Raw genomic sequence first — 15,713 nt, 5'->3', positions numbered from 1 at the left:
CAGTGTGGCGTGCGCCACTGACAATCCCCGTCAGCGGCGGCGGCGCGGACCGCCCTCTTCGTCCTCGTCGTCCCGGCGCGGGCCCAGCAGTTCGTCCGCCAGGGTCGGCAGATCGTCCAGCGGGGTCTCCTCGGCCCAGGCGGGCCGCGGCCGGCCCGACCGCGGCGGCTGACCCGGCCCGCCCTGCGCGCTCTGCCCGCTCGGGCCGCCGTCGGCGCCGAGGAGCGGGAGCTCGCGGGTCACGTCGTCGCCGGAGTCCCGGAAGATACCCGGCGGCACCCGGTCGGCCGGGCTCTCCTCCGGGCGCCGGGCCGTCGGCCGCGTGGCGGAGCGGGCCGGACCGGCCGGAGCCTGACCGGCCTGCTGACCGGCCTGCGGGCTCGTACGGGACGGGCGTACGGGCGGCAGGACCGCCGTCTCGTCGGCCGGGCCGGCCGCCGGGACGGCGGGCAGCACCGAGGTCTCCGCCGCCGGGTCGATCTTCGGGACGGGAACCGTCTGGGTCACGTCGTCCGGCTGGACGACCCGCTTGACCAGCGGGGTCTCCACCGTCACGGCATCGTCCGGGAGCGGCGCCTTGGTCATCGCCACCTTGGGGGCGGGCGGCGCAGCAGGAGCAGCCGGGGAGGGCGCCGGAGCCGGGGAGGGCGCGGGCGCCGGAGCCACGGCAGGGGCCGAAGCCGCCGTAGCCGCTGCGGCCTGGGCAGCCGCCGCGGCCGCCGAGGCCTCCGCCAGCCGGCGCGCCTCCTCGGCCCTGAGCAGGGCCTCCTCGGCACGCCGCTGCTTCTCCAGCCGCCGCTCCTCGGCCTCGGCACGCAGCCGGGCCTCTTCCTCCGCCTGCTTGCGCAGCCGCTCGCGCTCCGCCTCGCGGGCCTTCTCCTCGGCCTCCACGCGCAGCCGCTCGGCCTCGGCCCGGGCGCGGGCCTCCTCCTCGGCGCGCAGCCGCTCCTCCTCCGCCCTGCGGGCGGCCTCCGCCTCGGCCTTGATCCGGGCGGCTTCGGCCTCGGCCTTCAGCCGGGCTTCCTCCTCGGCCCGGAGCCGCTCCTCCTCCGCCTTGCGCGCCGCCTCTTCCTCGGCCCTGCGCCGGGCGTCCTCCTCGGCCTTGCGCCGGGCCTCGGCCTGGGCCGCGACCTCGGCCTCCGAGAGCGGAAGCATCCGGTCCAGGCGGTGGCGCACGACTGTGGTCACGGACTCCGGGTCCTGGCCGGCGTCGACCACCAGGTAGCGCCCGGGGTCGGCCGCGGCCAGCGTCAGGAAGCCGGCCCGTACCCGCTGGTGGAACTCGGCCGGCTCCGACTCCAGCCGGTCCGGGGCCTCGGTGAACCGCTCGCGCGCCGCCTCGGGCGACACGTCGAGCAGCACGGTCAGGTTCGGGACGAGCCCGTCGGTGGCCCAGCGCGAGATCCGGGCGATCTCGGTCGGGGACAGGTCGCGCCCGGCGCCCTGGTAGGCCACGGAGGAGTCGATGTAGCGGTCGGAGAGGACGACCGCCCCTCGCTCCAGGGCGGGCCGGACGACGGTGTCCACGTGCTCCGCGCGGTCGGCGGCGTACAGCAGCGCCTCGGCGCGGTTCGACAGCCCGGCCGAGGAGACGTCGAGCAGGATCGAGCGGAGCCGCTTGCCGACCGGGGTGGCCCCGGGCTCGCGGGTCACGACGACCTCGTGGCCCTTGCCCCGTATCCAGTCGGCCAGCGCCTCGACCTGGGTGGACTTGCCGGCGCCGTCGCCGCCCTCCAGGGCGATGAAGAACCCGGCGTCGGACGCGGCCTGCACCGGCTCCCCGCCGCGCAGCGCCTCGCGCAGGTCGCGGCGCAGCGGTACGCCGCTGCGGTCGTCGGCCTTGGCGAGCACCACGACGGCGACGGGCAGCAGCAGGGCGCCGACCAGCATCAGGGTGAAGGCGGCCCCGCCGTGCGCGAAGACGATGTCCCCGGCGGCCAGCCGGTGCGGGCCGATCCCGGCGGCCAGGACCGGGGCGAGGACGGCTCCGACGCCCACGGCCACCCGTACGACGGCCTGCAGGTGCTCGGTGACCCGGGCCCGGCGGAACTCCTCGGTCTCCTGGTCCAGCAGGGTGTGCCCGGTGTTGGCGGCCACGCCCGCGGCGGTGCCGGCGAGCAGCGACAGGAACAGCACGGTCGCCGTGTCCGGGACCAGCCCGGTCAGCAGCAGCGCGAGGCCGGCCACCGCGATGGCCAGGGCCAGCAGGCGGCGCCGGGAGAGCGCGGGGAGCACCTTGCCGGCCTGGGCGGCGCGGATGCCGATCGCGGTGCCGCCGAGCAGGGCCAGGACGAGCAGGGCGAAGGTGGCGGGACCGCCGCCCAGGTCGAAGGCGTGCAGGACGGCCACGGCGGCGGCGCTGGACACGGCTCCGGCGACCGCGGCGCAGGCCAGGACGAGCAGCGCAATGGCCCCCGTACGGCCCTTCTCCGGGCGGTCCCCCACCTTGGGGGCCCGCAGGCCCTCCAGCGGGGAGCGCGGGCGCGGGGTCTTCGCCGCGGGCAGTACCAGCGGCAGCAGCAGCGAGACGGACGCCGCGAAGAGGCCGGAGGCCACGTACGAGCCGAGGGCGGCCTGGTTCTCGGCGAACCAGTCCACGCCGAGGCCGAGGGCCTTGCCGACGAGGGTCGCGGCGAGCAGCACGGCGGCGGCGACGGGCATCGCGGCGAAGGACGTCCGCAGGGTCAGCCGGCGCAGTGCGTCGAGGTGGTCCGGCAGCGGGCGTACGGTCGCCCCCTCCGGCGGCGGCGAGGGCAGCAGGGCGGGAGCCGCGCTGTCCTTGGCCAGGGTCCACAGCCGCTCGGCGACGCCGGAGACGAAGACGGTGGCCAGCAGCGCGGTCAGCGCATGGGCCGGGATCCAGTCGAGCCAGAGCGGGGCGACGACGAACAGGCCGAGCCGGATCCCGTCCGCGCCGACCATCGTCCAGCGGCGGTCCAGCTTGCCGCCGGCCTCCTTGGGCGCGAGGAGCCCCGCCAGCGGACCGAGCAGTACGGCGCCGAAGAGCAGGGTGGCGAGGATCCGGACCGCGAAGACGGCGGCGACGGCGAGGGCCCAGCCCTGGTAGCCGCCGCCGAAGGTCTCCTCGGAGACCGCCGCCTGGAAGGCCAGCAGCACCAGCACCAGCAGCGCGAGGGCATCGCCGATACCGCTCACCAGCTGGGCGCTCCACAGCCGGCGCAGCCTGGGGGTGCGCAGCAGTGCGCGCACCGCACGCTCGCGGGAATCCGCGGCGAGGGCTTCGTCGTAGGTGGGGTTCGCGGGGGCGGTCACGACCGTTGGCTGCTCGGCTCGCGTCATCCGCCCAGCCTATCCGCTGTGCTTGGCGGGTGCGGAGCCCTGTGGACAACCATCCGGTGTGACCCCGGCCCCACTGCCGCCGCCCGGGTCGGCCGGGATGGTTCCGGGTCTGCGCCCCGCCGCTCCGCTGCGCGAAAACGGACAGGGCCCGCGCCGTGGGCGCGGGCCCTGTCCGTGTGCAGCCGGAGGCTAGTCGTCCGACGCCGCCGGGGCGGCCGCGGCCGTCTTCTTCGTCGCCGTCTTCTTGGCGACGGCCTTCTTCGCGGTCGTCGCCTTCTTCGCCGTCGTCGTCTTCTTCGCCGTCGTCTTCTTCGCCGTCGTCTTCTTCGCCGCAGCCGTCTTCGTCGCCGTGGCCTTCTTGGCCGGCGCCTTCTTGGCCGGGGCCTTCTTCGCCGTCTTCTTCGCCGGGCCCTTCGCCCGCTTCTCCGCGAGCAGCTCGTAGCCCCGCTCCGGCGTGATCGTCTCGACGTCGTCGTCCCGCCGCAGCGTCGCGTTCGTCTCGCCGTCCGTCACGTACGGCCCGAAGCGGCCGTCCTTGACCACGACCGGCTTCTCGCTGACCGGGTCCGTGCCCAGCTCCTTCAGCGGCGGCTTGGCCGCGGCCCGGCCGCGCTGCTTCGGCTGCGCGTAGATCGCCAGTGCCTCGTCCAGCGTGATCGAGAACAGCTGGTCCTCGGTCTCCAGCGACCGCGAGTCCGTGCCCTTCTTCAGGTACGGGCCGTAGCGGCCGTTCTGGGCCGTGATCTCCACGCCCTCGGCGTCCGCGCCGACGACCCGCGGCAGGGACATCAGCTTCAGTGCCTCGTCCAGCGTGACCGTGTCCAGGCTCATCGACTTGAACAGCGAGGCCGTCCGCGGCTTCACCGCGTTCTTGCCCGTCTTCGGCGTGCCCTCGGGCAGGATCTCCGTCACGTACGGCCCGTAGCGGCCGTCCTTCGCGACGATCTCGTTCCCGCTCACCGGGTCCTTGCCCAGCTCGAACTCGCCGCTCGGCTTCGCGAACAGCTCCTCCGCGTACCCGATCGTCAGCTCGTCCGGCGCGAGGTCGTCCGGCACGTCGGCCCGCTGGTGGCCCTCCGCGTCCTTCTCACCGCGCTCGACGTACGGCCCGTAGCGGCCGACGCGCAGCACGATGCCCTCGCCGACCGGGAAGGAGGAGATCTCCCGGGCGTCGATCGCGCCGAGGTCCGTGACCAGCTCCTTCAGGCCGCCGAGGTGGTCGCCGTCGGCCGGCACGACCTCCGACGCGTCCTCGGAGCCGAAGTAGAACCGCTTCAGCCACGGCACGGACTGGGCCTCGCCCCGCGCGATGCGGTCGAGGTCGTCCTCCATCTTGGCCGTGAAGTCGTAGTCGACGAGCCGGCCGAAGTGCGTCTCCAGCAGGTTCACCACGGCGAACGACAGGAAGGACGGCACGAGCGCCGTGCCCTTCTTGAAGACGTACCCGCGGTCCAGGATCGTGCCGATGATCGACGCGTACGTCGACGGGCGGCCGATCTCCCGCTCCTCGAGCTCCTTGACCAGCGAGGCCTCGGTGTAGCGGGCCGGCGGCTTGGTCGAGTGGCCGTCCGCCGTGATCTCCTCGGCCGACAGTGCGTCGCCCTCGGCGACCTGCGGCAGCCGCTTCTCGCGGTCGTCGAGCTCGGCGTTCGGGTCGTCCGCGCCCTCGACGTACGCCTTCATGAACCCGTGGAAGGTGATCGTCTTGCCGGACGCGGTGAACTCGGCGTCCCGGCCGTCCGAGGCCCGGCCGCCGATCTTGACGGTGACCGAGTTGCCGACCGCGTCCTTCATCTGGGAGGCGACGGTCCGCTTCCAGATCAGCTCGTACAGGCGGAACTGGTCGCCGGTCAGGCCCGTCTCGGCCGGGGTGCGGAAACGATCACCCGAAGGACGGATCGCCTCGTGCGCCTCCTGCGCGTTCTTGACCTTGCCCGCGTAGACGCGCGGCTTCTCCGGCAGGTAGTCGGCCCCGTAGAGCTGCGTGACCTGCGCGCGCGCCGCCGACACCGCGGTGTCGGAGAGCGTGGTGGAGTCCGTACGCATGTAGGTGATGAAGCCGTTCTCGTACAGCTTCTGCGCCACCTGCATCGTCGCCTTCGCACCGAAGCCGAGCTTGCGCGAGGCCTCCTGCTGGAGCGTCGTCGTACGGAACGGGGCGTACGGGGAGCGGCGGTACGGCTTGGACTCGACCGACCGGACGGCGAACGAGGTGTCCGCCAGCGCGGCGGCAAGCGCCCGGGCGTTCGCCTCGTCGAGGTGCAGCACCTCGCTCTTGAGCTGCCCGTTCGAGCCGAAGTCGCGGCCCTGCGCGATCCGCTTGCCGTCCACCGTGTTCAGGCGGGCGACCAGGGTCGACGGGTCGGAGGCGTCACCGGCGCGGCCGGTGGAGAAGGTCCCGGTCAGGTCCCAGTACTCGGCGGAGCGGAAGGCGATGCGCTCGCGCTCCCGCTCGACGACGAGGCGGGTGGCGACCGACTGGACGCGGCCGGCCGACAGCCGCGGCATGACCTTCTTCCACAGGACCGGCGAGACCTCGTAGCCGTAGAGGCGGTCGAGGATGCGGCGGGTCTCCTGGGCGTCGACCATGCGCTGGTTCAGCTCGCGCGGGTTGGCGACGGCGTCGCGGATCGCGTCCTTGGTGATCTCGTGGAAGACCATCCGGTGGACGGGGACCTTGGGCTTGAGGACTTCCTGCAGGTGCCACGCGATGGCTTCGCCCTCGCGGTCCTCATCGGTGGCGAGGAAGAGTTCGTCGGACTCGGCCAGCAGCTCCTTGAGCTTCCTGACCTGGGCCTTCTTGTCGGCATTGACGACGTAGATCGGCGCGAAGTCGTGTTCGACGTCCACGCCGAGGCGGCGGACCTCGCCCGTGTACTTGTCGGGGACCTCGGCGGCGCCGTTCGGGAGGTCGCGAATGTGCCCGACGCTCGCCTCGACGACGTATCCCGGGCCGAGGTAGCCCTTGATCGTCTTCGCCTTGGCAGGGGACTCGACGATGACGAGTCGGCGGCCGCCCTTTGCGGTCTCGCTAGTCGGGGACAACTTGGCTCTTCTCTCCGGTCGGCACTCGGTCGCGGTACGGCGACGCTGCGGAGTGTGACGGTACAACCCGCCCCCGTGTCAAACGGCAGAAGCCCGCAACGGCCACTCGAACGGTAACCCGACAAGTGCCATTTCTGCCGCCCGGATACCGCGCCGGACCCGTCGCGATCACCGGGCCGAGTGGCCAGGGGGCCGTCTGGCCCCGCCCTCGCACCCTGTCTGACGTCCTGTTTTCCGACGCGGATCCGGGTCGGTCGGCGCGTCGGCGACCAGCCGGCCACCAGCCTGTGATCAGCCAGTCACCCGGCCCGCGATCAGAGCCTCGCGAGGCACCACACGCCGAGCGCCAGGGACGCCCCGGAGGCGAGGAGCGCCAGCGGTACGGCGACGGCGGGGCGCACACCCTCGGCCACCGGCGCGCGGTGCAGGGCGCGCGCCCCCGTCCAGCCCAGAAGAGCCGCCCCGAACAGCAGGAACACGGTCGCCGCGAAGACCGCCGGACCACGCTCCATGCCGTTCCCCCCTTACCCTCGGGCCGCTCTCGGCGTGCGGACGGATCCCCCCGAATCCGCCGGCCGGCCCCCCGGCCGCCCCCCTGCGCGGGAGCCTGCCAGCCGAGGGGGAACGGCAGGCGAACCCCGGGTTACATCACGGATCCGGCCACGGCCTGCCCGCCGCCGTCGGGTCCCCGGCAGCGCCGCCGGGAGGGTCCGGTCAGCTGTCCGCCGGCTCCAGGAATCCCTGCTCGACCAGCATCCGGATGGACCCCGGAGTCCGGTCCCGCAGGACGACGGGATCCTCCTGCACCAGGTGCGCGATCGCGTCCAGGATCCGGCCCGCCGTGAGTGAGCCGTCGCACACTCCGGCGAAGCCCGCCCCGACCGTGTCGACCTTGGTCGCGCGCCGCATCCCGCGGTTCTGCCGCAGCACCACGTGCTCCGGGTCCTCCGCGCCGGGCGCGCCGACCTGCTCCTGGACGACCTCCGCCGCCAGGACGAAGCGGGCCTCCAGCAGGGCCGCGTCGTCGTGGTCCCGCAGGTAGTCCTGCCGGGCGAAGTGGTCCACCACGGCGTCGCCGAGCGGCTGCTCCACCGAGTGCGGCCACTCCTCGACCACGATCGACGGCTCCGCGGCGTCGCTGCGCCGCAGCGTGATCCAGCCGAAGCCGACGGCCTTGGTCTTGCGGGCCTCGAACTCGTCCAGCCAGTCCTCGTAGCGGCGCGCGTACTCGGCGGGGTCGGTGCGGTGGTCGCCCGCGTCGCGCAGCCACAGCTCCGCGTACTGCGTGACGTCCTGCACGTCACGCTGCACGATCCACGCGTCGCAGCCGCGCGGCACCCAGGCGCGGACCCGGTCGTGCCAGTCCTCGCCCTCCACGTGCTGCCAGTTGCCGAGGAACTGCGCGTACCCGCCCGGGTTGAGGTGCGCCCCTGCCTCCTCGACGAGGGTCCGGCACAGGTCGTCTCCGCCCATCCCGCCGTCGCGGTACGTCAGCCGGGCGCCGGGAGAGATCACGAACGGCGGATTCGAGACGATCAGGTCGTACGTGGCCTCGCCGACCGGAGCGAACAGCGACCCGAGGAGCAGCTCGGCCTCCTGGGCGCCGGACAGCGCCAGGGTCAGCCGGGTGAACTCCAGGGCCCGCGGGTTGACGTCGGTGGCGGTGACCCGGGTGGCGTGCTGGGCGGCGTGCAGCGCCTGGATGCCCGATCCGGTGCCGAGGTCGAGGGCGGTGGCGACCGGGGTGCGGACGGTGATCCCGGCCAGGGTGGTGGAGGCCCCGCCGACGCCGAGGACCACACCCTCCTCGCGGCTGCCGATCCCGCCGGCCCCGCCGACGGCGCAGCCGAGGTCGGAGACGATGAACCAGTCCTCGCCGTCGGGGCCGCCGTACGGGCGCACGTCGACGGTGGCGTGCACCTCGTCACCCTCCCGGCGCAGCCAGCCGTCGGCCAGCGCCGCCTCGACGGGCAGCGCCTCGGCGGCGTGCACGTACGGCTCCGGCTGCTGGAGCAGGAACAGCCGGACCAGGCTCGCGAGCGGGCCGTCGCCGCGGCCGCGGGTGGCGCGCAGGGCGGGGACCGTCTCACTGCGGGCCAGTGCGGCGTAGGCGGGGGCGCCGAGCAGGTCGAGCAGGCCGTCGGCGGTGAAACCGGCGGCGAGCAGGGCCGTGCGGAGCTCGGCGGCGCGGTCGGGCGAGGGAAGGCTGGTGGTACTCACCGGTCCATTGTGTCGGCTGGCGCCGCAGATGCGTGCCCCGCGCGGCCGGTGGCCCGGCACGGAGCAGGGCGGCCGGGTTCCTCGAACCCGGCCGCCCTGCTCCGCGTACCGCCCGCCCCGGTCCGCCTGCTGCCGCCCCGGCCTGCGTGCCGCTGCCTCCGTCGGCGGGGGCGGGCGCCGGCTAGCTCACTTCGCCGACGGCGACGGCGCCGCGACCTGGCAGCCCTTCTGGGTGTTCATCGCCTTGTCCAGGCCACCGGACTTGAGCGTGTTGAGCGCGTTCTTGCCGCCCTGGGTGGCCGCCTCGAGTCCGCCGGCCACCTCCTTGAGGCCGGCGGCGAACTTGGTCTGGTCCTGCGGGTCCAGGCCGTCCATCTTCGTCTTCAGGTCGGCGTAGCCCTTGGACGTCTCCTCGAAGCCCTTGATCGCCGCCGCCTGGGTCGTCTGGCCGTCCTTGACCGGCGGAACTCCCGCCCCCTGCAGGGCGGTGCCCATCGCCTTGTACGACTCCGACATCGTCCCGAACGCCGCCGAGTCGGTCGTCTTCACCTCGTCGGGCTTGCTGGTCTCGGTCGCCACGCGCTTGATGTCGGTGTTGGCGGTCTCGATCTTCTTCAGCTCGGGCTGCCACTTGTCGCAAACCTTCTTGGCCCAGGCGTTGGCCTTGTTGTCCGTCTCGTCGCCGCCGCAGCCGGACAGCACGAGCATCAGTACCGCACCGCCGGACACCGCGGCCGCAAACTTCTTGTTCACCGGATTGGTCCCTTCGAAGGTTCTCGGCCCGGAAGATACACGTCCGTCATCCGGGCACGCAGAAAGGCGGACAGACGGCGCGTCAGTCCGCGCCGCCTGTCCGCCGTTCGGTCGTACCTTCGACTTCGGGCCGTCCGGCCTTCCGGCTGCTCCGAGGGTCGCCCCCCGGATCACCCGTCGGGTCAGGAGACCACCGCGGGATCGGCCTGCTGGGCCACCCGCTCCGCGGGCTCCGGGCCGTCGCCCTCGTCGCCGACGGCGATGCCGCGGCGCTTGGAGATGTACACCGCGCCGATGATGACGGCGATGGCGATGACGGCGACGATCGCGCGCACGGTCGCGCTCGCGTCGGCGCCGTAGCTGAACTGCACGACCGCCGGGGCGATCAGCAGCGCCACCAGGTTCATGACCTTGAGCAGCGGGTTGATCGCGGGACCGGCGGTGTCCTTGAACGGGTCGCCGACGGTGTCGCCGATGACGGTCGCGGCGTGGGCCTCGCTGCCCTTGCCGCCGTGGTGGCCGTCCTCGACGAGCTTCTTGGCGTTGTCCCACGCGCCACCGGAGTTGGCGAGGAAGACGGCCATCAGGGTGCCGGTGCCGATGGCGCCCGCGAGGAACGAGCCGAGCGCGCCGACGCCGAGCGAGAACCCGATGGCGATCGGGGTGAGCACGGCGAGCAGGCCGGGCGTGGCGAGCTCGCGCAGCGCGTCCTTGGTGCAGATGTCCACGACGCGCCCGTACTCGGGCTTCTCGGTGTAGTCCATGATCCCGGGGTGCTCGCGGAACTGGCGGCGCACCTCGTAGACGACGGCGCCCGCGGAGCGGGAGACGGCGTTGATGGCGAGGCCGGAGAACAGGAACACGACCGCCGCGCCCAGGATCAGGCCGACCAGGTTGTTGGGCTGGGCGATGTCCAGGCTGAGGTTCATCTCCCCGGCCTTGGCCCCGACCTGCTTGATCGCGCCCGCGATGGCGTCGTTGTACGAGCCGAACAGCGCGGCCGCGGCGAGCACGGCGGTGGCGATCGCGATGCCCTTGGTGATGGCCTTGGTGGTGTTGCCGACGGCGTCCAGGTCGGTCAGCACCTGTGCACCGGCGCCCTCGACGTCGCCGGACATCTCGGCGATGCCCTGGGCGTTGTCGGAGACGGGCCCGAAGGTGTCCATGGCGACGATGACGCCGACGGTGGTGAGCAGGCCGGTGCCGGCCAGGGCCACCGCGAAGAGCGCCAGCATGATCGACGTACCGCCGAGCAGGAACGCCCCGTACACGCCGAGGCCGATGAGCAGCGCCGTGTAGACGGCGGACTCCAGGCCGACGGAGATGCCGGCGAGGACGACGGTGGCCGCGCCGGTCAGGGAGGACTTGCCGATGTCCCGGACGGGACGGCGGTTGGTCTCGGTGAAGTAGCCGGTCAGCTGCTGGATCAGGGCCGCGAGCACGATGCCGATCGCGACGGCGACGAGGGCCAGGATGCGCGGGTCGCCGGAGTGGCTGGTGATCGAGGCGTCCTCGACGCCGACCAGGTCCTTGTAGCTCGCCGGCAGGTACACGAAGACGGCGACGGCGACCAGCGCCAGCGAGATCACGGCCGAGATGAAGAAGCCGCGGTTGATGGCGGTCATTCCGCTGCGGTCGGCGCGGCGCGGGGAGACCGCGAAGATGCCGATCATGGCGGTGATGACGCCGATGGCGGGGACGATCAGCGGGAAGGCCAGGCCCAGGTCGCCGAAGGCGGCCTTGCCGAGGATGAGCGCGGCCACCAGGGTGACGGCGTACGACTCGAAGAGGTCGGCCGCCATACCGGCGCAGTCGCCGACGTTGTCGCCCACATTGTCGGCGATGGTCGCGGCATTGCGCGGGTCGTCCTCCGGAATGCCCTGCTCGACCTTGCCGACCAGGTCGGCGCCGACGTCGGCGGCCTTGGTGAAGATGCCGCCGCCGACGCGCATGAACATCGCGATCAGGGCGGCGCCGAGGCCGAAGCCCTCCAGGACCTTGGGGGCGTCGGCGGCGTAGACCAGGACGACGCAGGAGGCGCCGAGAAGGCCGAGGCCGACGGTGAACATGCCGACGACGCCGCCGGTGCGGAAGGCGATCCGCATGGCCTTGTGGGCGACGTCGGTGAGGTCCTTGGCGGGCTCGCCCTCGGCGGGGGTGGCCTCGCGTGCGGCGGCGGCGACGCGGACGTTGGCGCGGACCGCGAGCCGCATGCCGATGTAGCCGGTGGCCGCCGAGAAGATGGCGCCCACGAGGAAGAAGGCGGAACGTCCCGCCCGCTGGGTCCAGTCGTCGGCGGGCAGCAGGAAGAGCAGGAAGAACACGACGACAGCGAAGACCGCGAGGGTGCGCAGCTGCCGGCCGAGGTAGGCGTTGGCGCCTTCCTGAACGGCTGCCGCGATCTTCTTCATGCTGTCGGTGCCCTCGTCCGCGGCGAGGACCTGGCGGACCAGGATCTGCGCGACGACGAGTGCGGCAAGTGCCACGGCCGCGATCACCATGACGATGAGCCGATTGTCATCGGTGAGTACTGCGGCTGCCAGATCGGAGTTTCCGATCGGCGCGTTGGGGGTGAAGAGCCCCGTCATTCGTCCTCCTTGACGTGATGAGCTCAAGATGTGGACGGATTGTAGGGAGCTCTTCCCGATCAAAACAGTGCGCGGGAAACGGAATTGGCCTGCTCTTGCTCCTCAGCAATAGATCGCGTCACTCCATTACCCCCGAAAGAGGTAATGGGACAAAGGCATTGACGCCCGGTCATTGATCTAGGAAATGCCGTGGGGGTATGAAAAAAGGCCCTGCTCAGCAGGGCCTTGAATAAGATCGGAAAAATCTCCCGCACCGACTGCGACACCCACGGCGGCAGCTACAGCGGCACCGACTGCTGGCTACGGGACCGCAGAGCGACGGGCGACGGGCGACGGGCCGACCGCGGGACCGCCGGGCTACGGAAGATCGGACGCGCCGGACACCGGCCAGCTCATCCGGATGGTCCCGCCCGACTCCCCGCTCGTCACCTCGACGTCGTCGACGAGCCCGCTGATCACCGCGAGACCCATCTCGTCCTCGGTGTCGGTGTCCGGGTCCAGGGCGGCGTCGAGGCCGGGCACGGCGCCCGTAGGGCCGCCGGCCGGTCCGGGCACCTCGTCGCCGACCTCGATGGAGAACAGCTTCTCCTCCTCGGTCAGGACCACCCGGACGGGCGCGGTCAGCCCGTTGCTGACATGCAGACCGACGGCGCGCGAGCAGGCCTCGCCCACGGCGAGGCGGACCTCGTCGAGCACGGCTTCGTCCACGCCGGCCCGCCGTGCCACGGCGGCCGCGACCAGGCGGGCCGTCCGGACGTGTTCGGGCTGGGCGCTGAAGCGCAGTTCAACGATGGCCATGCGCGTCCCCCTCGGACTACGGGCGTGCCTTACAGGGGCCCGGACCGCTTCGGCCCGCGCCCCCGCTCCTCTTCGGCTCCCTCCGCGGCGCCCTGCGGCGCCGCGGACGGCGAGCCGTCAGTCGGTGGCGGCGACGGCGTCTTCCACCGTCGTGTGGATCGGGAACACCTTGGTCAGACCGGTGATGCGGAAGATCTTCAGGATGCGCTCCTGGTTGCACACCAGCCGCAGCGAGCCCTCGTGCGCACGGACGCGCTTGAGACCTCCCACGAGCACACCAAGGCCGGTGGAGTCGAGGAAGTCCACTCGCTCCATGTCGACAACCAGGTGGTAGCTGCCGTCGTTCACCAACTCGACCAACTGCTCGCGCAGCTTGGGCGCGGTATACACATCAATCTCGCCACCGACTTCCACGACCGTGCGGTCGCCGACAGTGCGAGTCGACAGGGACAGGTCCACGGATCCTCCAGCACCTTGCTATCGAGCGGCGCCCCCCAGGGGCCTCCCCACCCGTAGGCAGAGGAGGGATTGGCTGCCGCGATGGCATTCAATCACTTACCGGCAGGCGCGCACGACGCCTTCGGACCATTGTCCCGCACGCCGGTGACACACTCGCTTCCAATGGCCAATACTCACCGTCCCGGTCAGCCCACGGCACCCGAGGACCCACGACCCACCCCCGGCACGGTTCTGGACCGCCTCTCACGGGGGCCTTCTCGAGCTGCGCGCATCACCCATACGGAGCACTTGCCCCCTCGGGCGGGTCGTCATGCAGTCTGGCCCGACCGCATCCGAACGGATGTCGTAGCCGCAATTCAGGCCGCCGGGATCGACCATCCGTGGGAACACCAGGCCGCGGCGGCCGAGCACGCCCTGGACGGCGAGTCGGTGGTCGTCGCCACCGGAACCGCCTCGGGCAAGTCGCTGGCGTACCTCGCGCCCGTGCTCTCCGCCCTCGTGGACGGCGCTGCGGCGCCGAACGGGCGGGGCGCGACCGCCCTCTACCTGGCCCCGACCAAGGCTCTGGCAGCCGACCAGCGGCGCGCCGTACGCGCGCTGGCCGCACCCCTGGGCAACGCCGTGCGGCCCGCGGTCTACGACGGCGACACGCCGGTCGAGGAACGCGAATGGGTGCGCCAGTACGCGAACTACGTCCTCACCAACCCCGACATGCTCCACCGGGGGATCCTGCCCGCCCATCCCCGCTGGTCCTCCTTCCTGCGCTCGCTGCGCTACGTGGTCATCGACGAGTGCCACACCTACCGGGGCGTCTTCGGCTCCCACGTCGCCCAGGTGCTGCGCCGGCTGCGGCGGCTGTGCGCCCGCTACGGCGCCGATCCGGTCTTCCTGCTGGCCTCCGCCACGGCGAGCGACCCGGCGCTCGCGGCGTCCCGGCTGACCGGCGTGCCGGTCACCGAGGTCGCCGACGACGCCTCCCCGCGCGGCGAGGTGGTCTTCGCCCTGTGGGAGCCGCCGCTGACCGATCTGCGGGGCGAGAAGGGCGCCCCGGTACGCCGCACCGCCACGGCCGAGACCGCCGACCTGCTGACCGACCTGGTCGTCCAGGGGGTCCGTACGGTCGCCTTCGTCCGCTCCCGGCGCGGCGCCGAGCTGATCTCGGTGATCGCCCAGGAGCGGCTCGCCGAGGTGGACCGGTCCCTGCCCCGGCGTGTCGCGGCCTACCGGGGCGGCTACCTGCCCGAGGAGCGCCGGGCCCTGGAGCGGGCCCTGCACTCCGGCGAGCTGCTCGGCCTGGCCGCCACCACGGCCCTGGAACTGGGCGTGGACGTCTCGGGCCTGGACGCCGTCCTGATCACCGGGTACCCGGGCACCCGGGCCTCCCTGTGGCAGCAGGCGGGCCGCGCCGGGCGCTCGGGCCAGGGCGCCCTGGCCGTACTGATCGCCCGGGACGACCCCCTGGACACCTATCTGGTCCACCATCCGGAGGCCCTGTTCCGCCAACCGGTGGAAGCCACGGTCCTCGACCCGGACAACCCGTACGTCCTGGCCCCGCACCTGTGCGCGGCCGCCGCCGAGCTCCCGCTGACGGAGGCGGACCTCGCCCTGTTCGGCCCGGCGGCCGCGGAGCTGATCCCGCAGCTGGAGGCGGCGAAACTGCTGCGCCGGCGGGCCACGGCCTGGCACTGGACCCGCCGGGAGCGGGCCTCGGACCTGACCGACATCCGGGGCGAGGGCGGCCGCCCGGTGCAGATCGTCGAGGCGGCCACCGGGCGCCTGCTGGGCACGGTCGACGAGTCGGCGGCCCACACCGCCGTCCACGACGGGGCCGTCCACCTCCACCAGGGCCGCACCTACCTGGTGAAGCACCTGGACCTGGAGGATTCGGTCGCGCTGGTCGAGGAGTCCAGCCCGCCCTTCTCGACCACCGCCCGTGACACCACCTCCGTCTCCGTCCTCGAGACCGAGACCGAGATCCCCTGGGGACCGGCCCGGCTCTGCTTCGGTTCGGTCGAGGTGACCAACCAGGTCGTCTCGTACCTGCGCCGCAAACTGATCACCGGCGAGGTGCTCGGCGAGGCCAAGCTGGACCTGCCGCCCCGCACCCTGCGCACCCGGGCCGTGTGGTGGACCGTGACCGAGGACCAGCTCGACGAGGCCCGGATCAACCCGGAGATCCTCGGCGGCGCCCTGCACGCCGCCGAGCACGCCTCCATCGGCCTGCTGCCGCTGTTCGCCACCTGCGACCGCTGGGACATCGGCGGGGTCTCCGTCCCGCTGCATCCCGACACCCTCCTCCCGACCGTGTTCGTGTACGACGGCCACCCCGGCGGCGCCGGCTTCGCGGAGCGCGCCTTCCACACGGCCCGCGCCTGGCTGACGGCGACCCGCGATGCGATCGCGGCCTGCGAATGCGAGGCGGGCTGCCCCTCCTGCATCCAGTCCCCCAAGTGCGGCAACGGCAACGACCCCCTCCACAAACGCGGCGCGATCCGCCTGCTCACCCGCCTCCTGGCGCAGGCCCCACCCTCCTGAGCCCGGGGCGGGGTG

At 72.8% G+C, this 15,713-nt stretch carries 9 protein-coding genes; 1 reads left to right on the top strand and 8 read right to left on the bottom strand.

What is annotated here, in order from left to right; all coding sequences use genetic code 11:
* Nucleotides 1-30: 30 nt before the first annotated feature.
* From tmk to bldG, 8 genes are all read right to left on the bottom strand, one after another.
* Nucleotides 31-3,300, bottom strand: coding sequence for a dTMP kinase (tmk, locus tag ACFYXK_RS23560; protein WP_389412879.1), 3,270 nt, complete (start codon nucleotides 3,298-3,300; stop codon nucleotides 31-33).
* A 189-nt stretch (nucleotides 3,301-3,489) separates the two neighbouring features.
* Nucleotides 3,490-6,345 carry a type I DNA topoisomerase gene (gene topA / locus ACFYXK_RS23555; protein WP_389412878.1) on the bottom strand — a complete coding sequence of 952 codons (2,856 nt, stop codon included), beginning with the start codon at nucleotides 6,343-6,345 and terminating at the stop codon, nucleotides 3,490-3,492.
* A gap of 314 nt (nucleotides 6,346-6,659) precedes the next feature.
* Nucleotides 6,660-6,857: a hypothetical protein gene (locus ACFYXK_RS23550; RefSeq protein WP_389412877.1), complete on the bottom strand. Its 198-nt coding sequence runs from the start codon at nucleotides 6,855-6,857 to the stop codon at nucleotides 6,660-6,662.
* Between the two features lie 202 nt (nucleotides 6,858-7,059).
* The gene (locus ACFYXK_RS23545) at nucleotides 7,060-8,565 is read right to left on the bottom strand and encodes a methyltransferase (protein ID WP_389412876.1); all 1,506 of its coding nucleotides are present in this window, start codon (nucleotides 8,563-8,565) and stop codon (nucleotides 7,060-7,062) included.
* 186 nt (nucleotides 8,566-8,751) lie between these two features.
* Nucleotides 8,752-9,318 (bottom strand): small secreted protein, encoded by a 567-nt coding sequence (locus ACFYXK_RS23540; protein ID WP_389412875.1) that lies wholly within the window; start codon nucleotides 9,316-9,318, stop codon nucleotides 8,752-8,754.
* A gap of 182 nt (nucleotides 9,319-9,500) precedes the next feature.
* Nucleotides 9,501-11,906, bottom strand: coding sequence for a sodium-translocating pyrophosphatase (locus tag ACFYXK_RS23535; RefSeq protein ID WP_389412874.1), 2,406 nt, complete (start codon nucleotides 11,904-11,906; stop codon nucleotides 9,501-9,503).
* A gap of 357 nt (nucleotides 11,907-12,263) precedes the next feature.
* Nucleotides 12,264-12,704 (bottom strand): ATP-binding protein, encoded by a 441-nt coding sequence (locus ACFYXK_RS23530; protein ID WP_383506080.1) that lies wholly within the window; start codon nucleotides 12,702-12,704, stop codon nucleotides 12,264-12,266.
* Nucleotides 12,705-12,821: 117 nt separating this feature from the next.
* Nucleotides 12,822-13,163, bottom strand: coding sequence for an anti-sigma factor antagonist BldG (gene bldG, locus ACFYXK_RS23525; protein ID WP_030152678.1), 342 nt, complete (start codon nucleotides 13,161-13,163; stop codon nucleotides 12,822-12,824).
* An 81-nt stretch (nucleotides 13,164-13,244) separates the two neighbouring features.
* Between bldG and ACFYXK_RS23520 the strand changes: the two genes are divergently transcribed.
* Complete coding sequence (locus tag ACFYXK_RS23520) at nucleotides 13,245-15,698, top strand: DEAD/DEAH box helicase (protein ID WP_389412873.1); 2,454 nt, start codon at nucleotides 13,245-13,247, stop codon at nucleotides 15,696-15,698.
* The last annotated feature ends 15 nt before the right edge of the window (nucleotides 15,699-15,713 follow it).

The organism is Streptomyces sp. NPDC002209, from assembly GCF_042890265.1.
Classification (GTDB): domain Bacteria; phylum Actinomycetota; class Actinomycetes; order Streptomycetales; family Streptomycetaceae; genus Streptomyces.
This window is presented reverse-complemented; position numbering and strand designations above follow the sequence as displayed.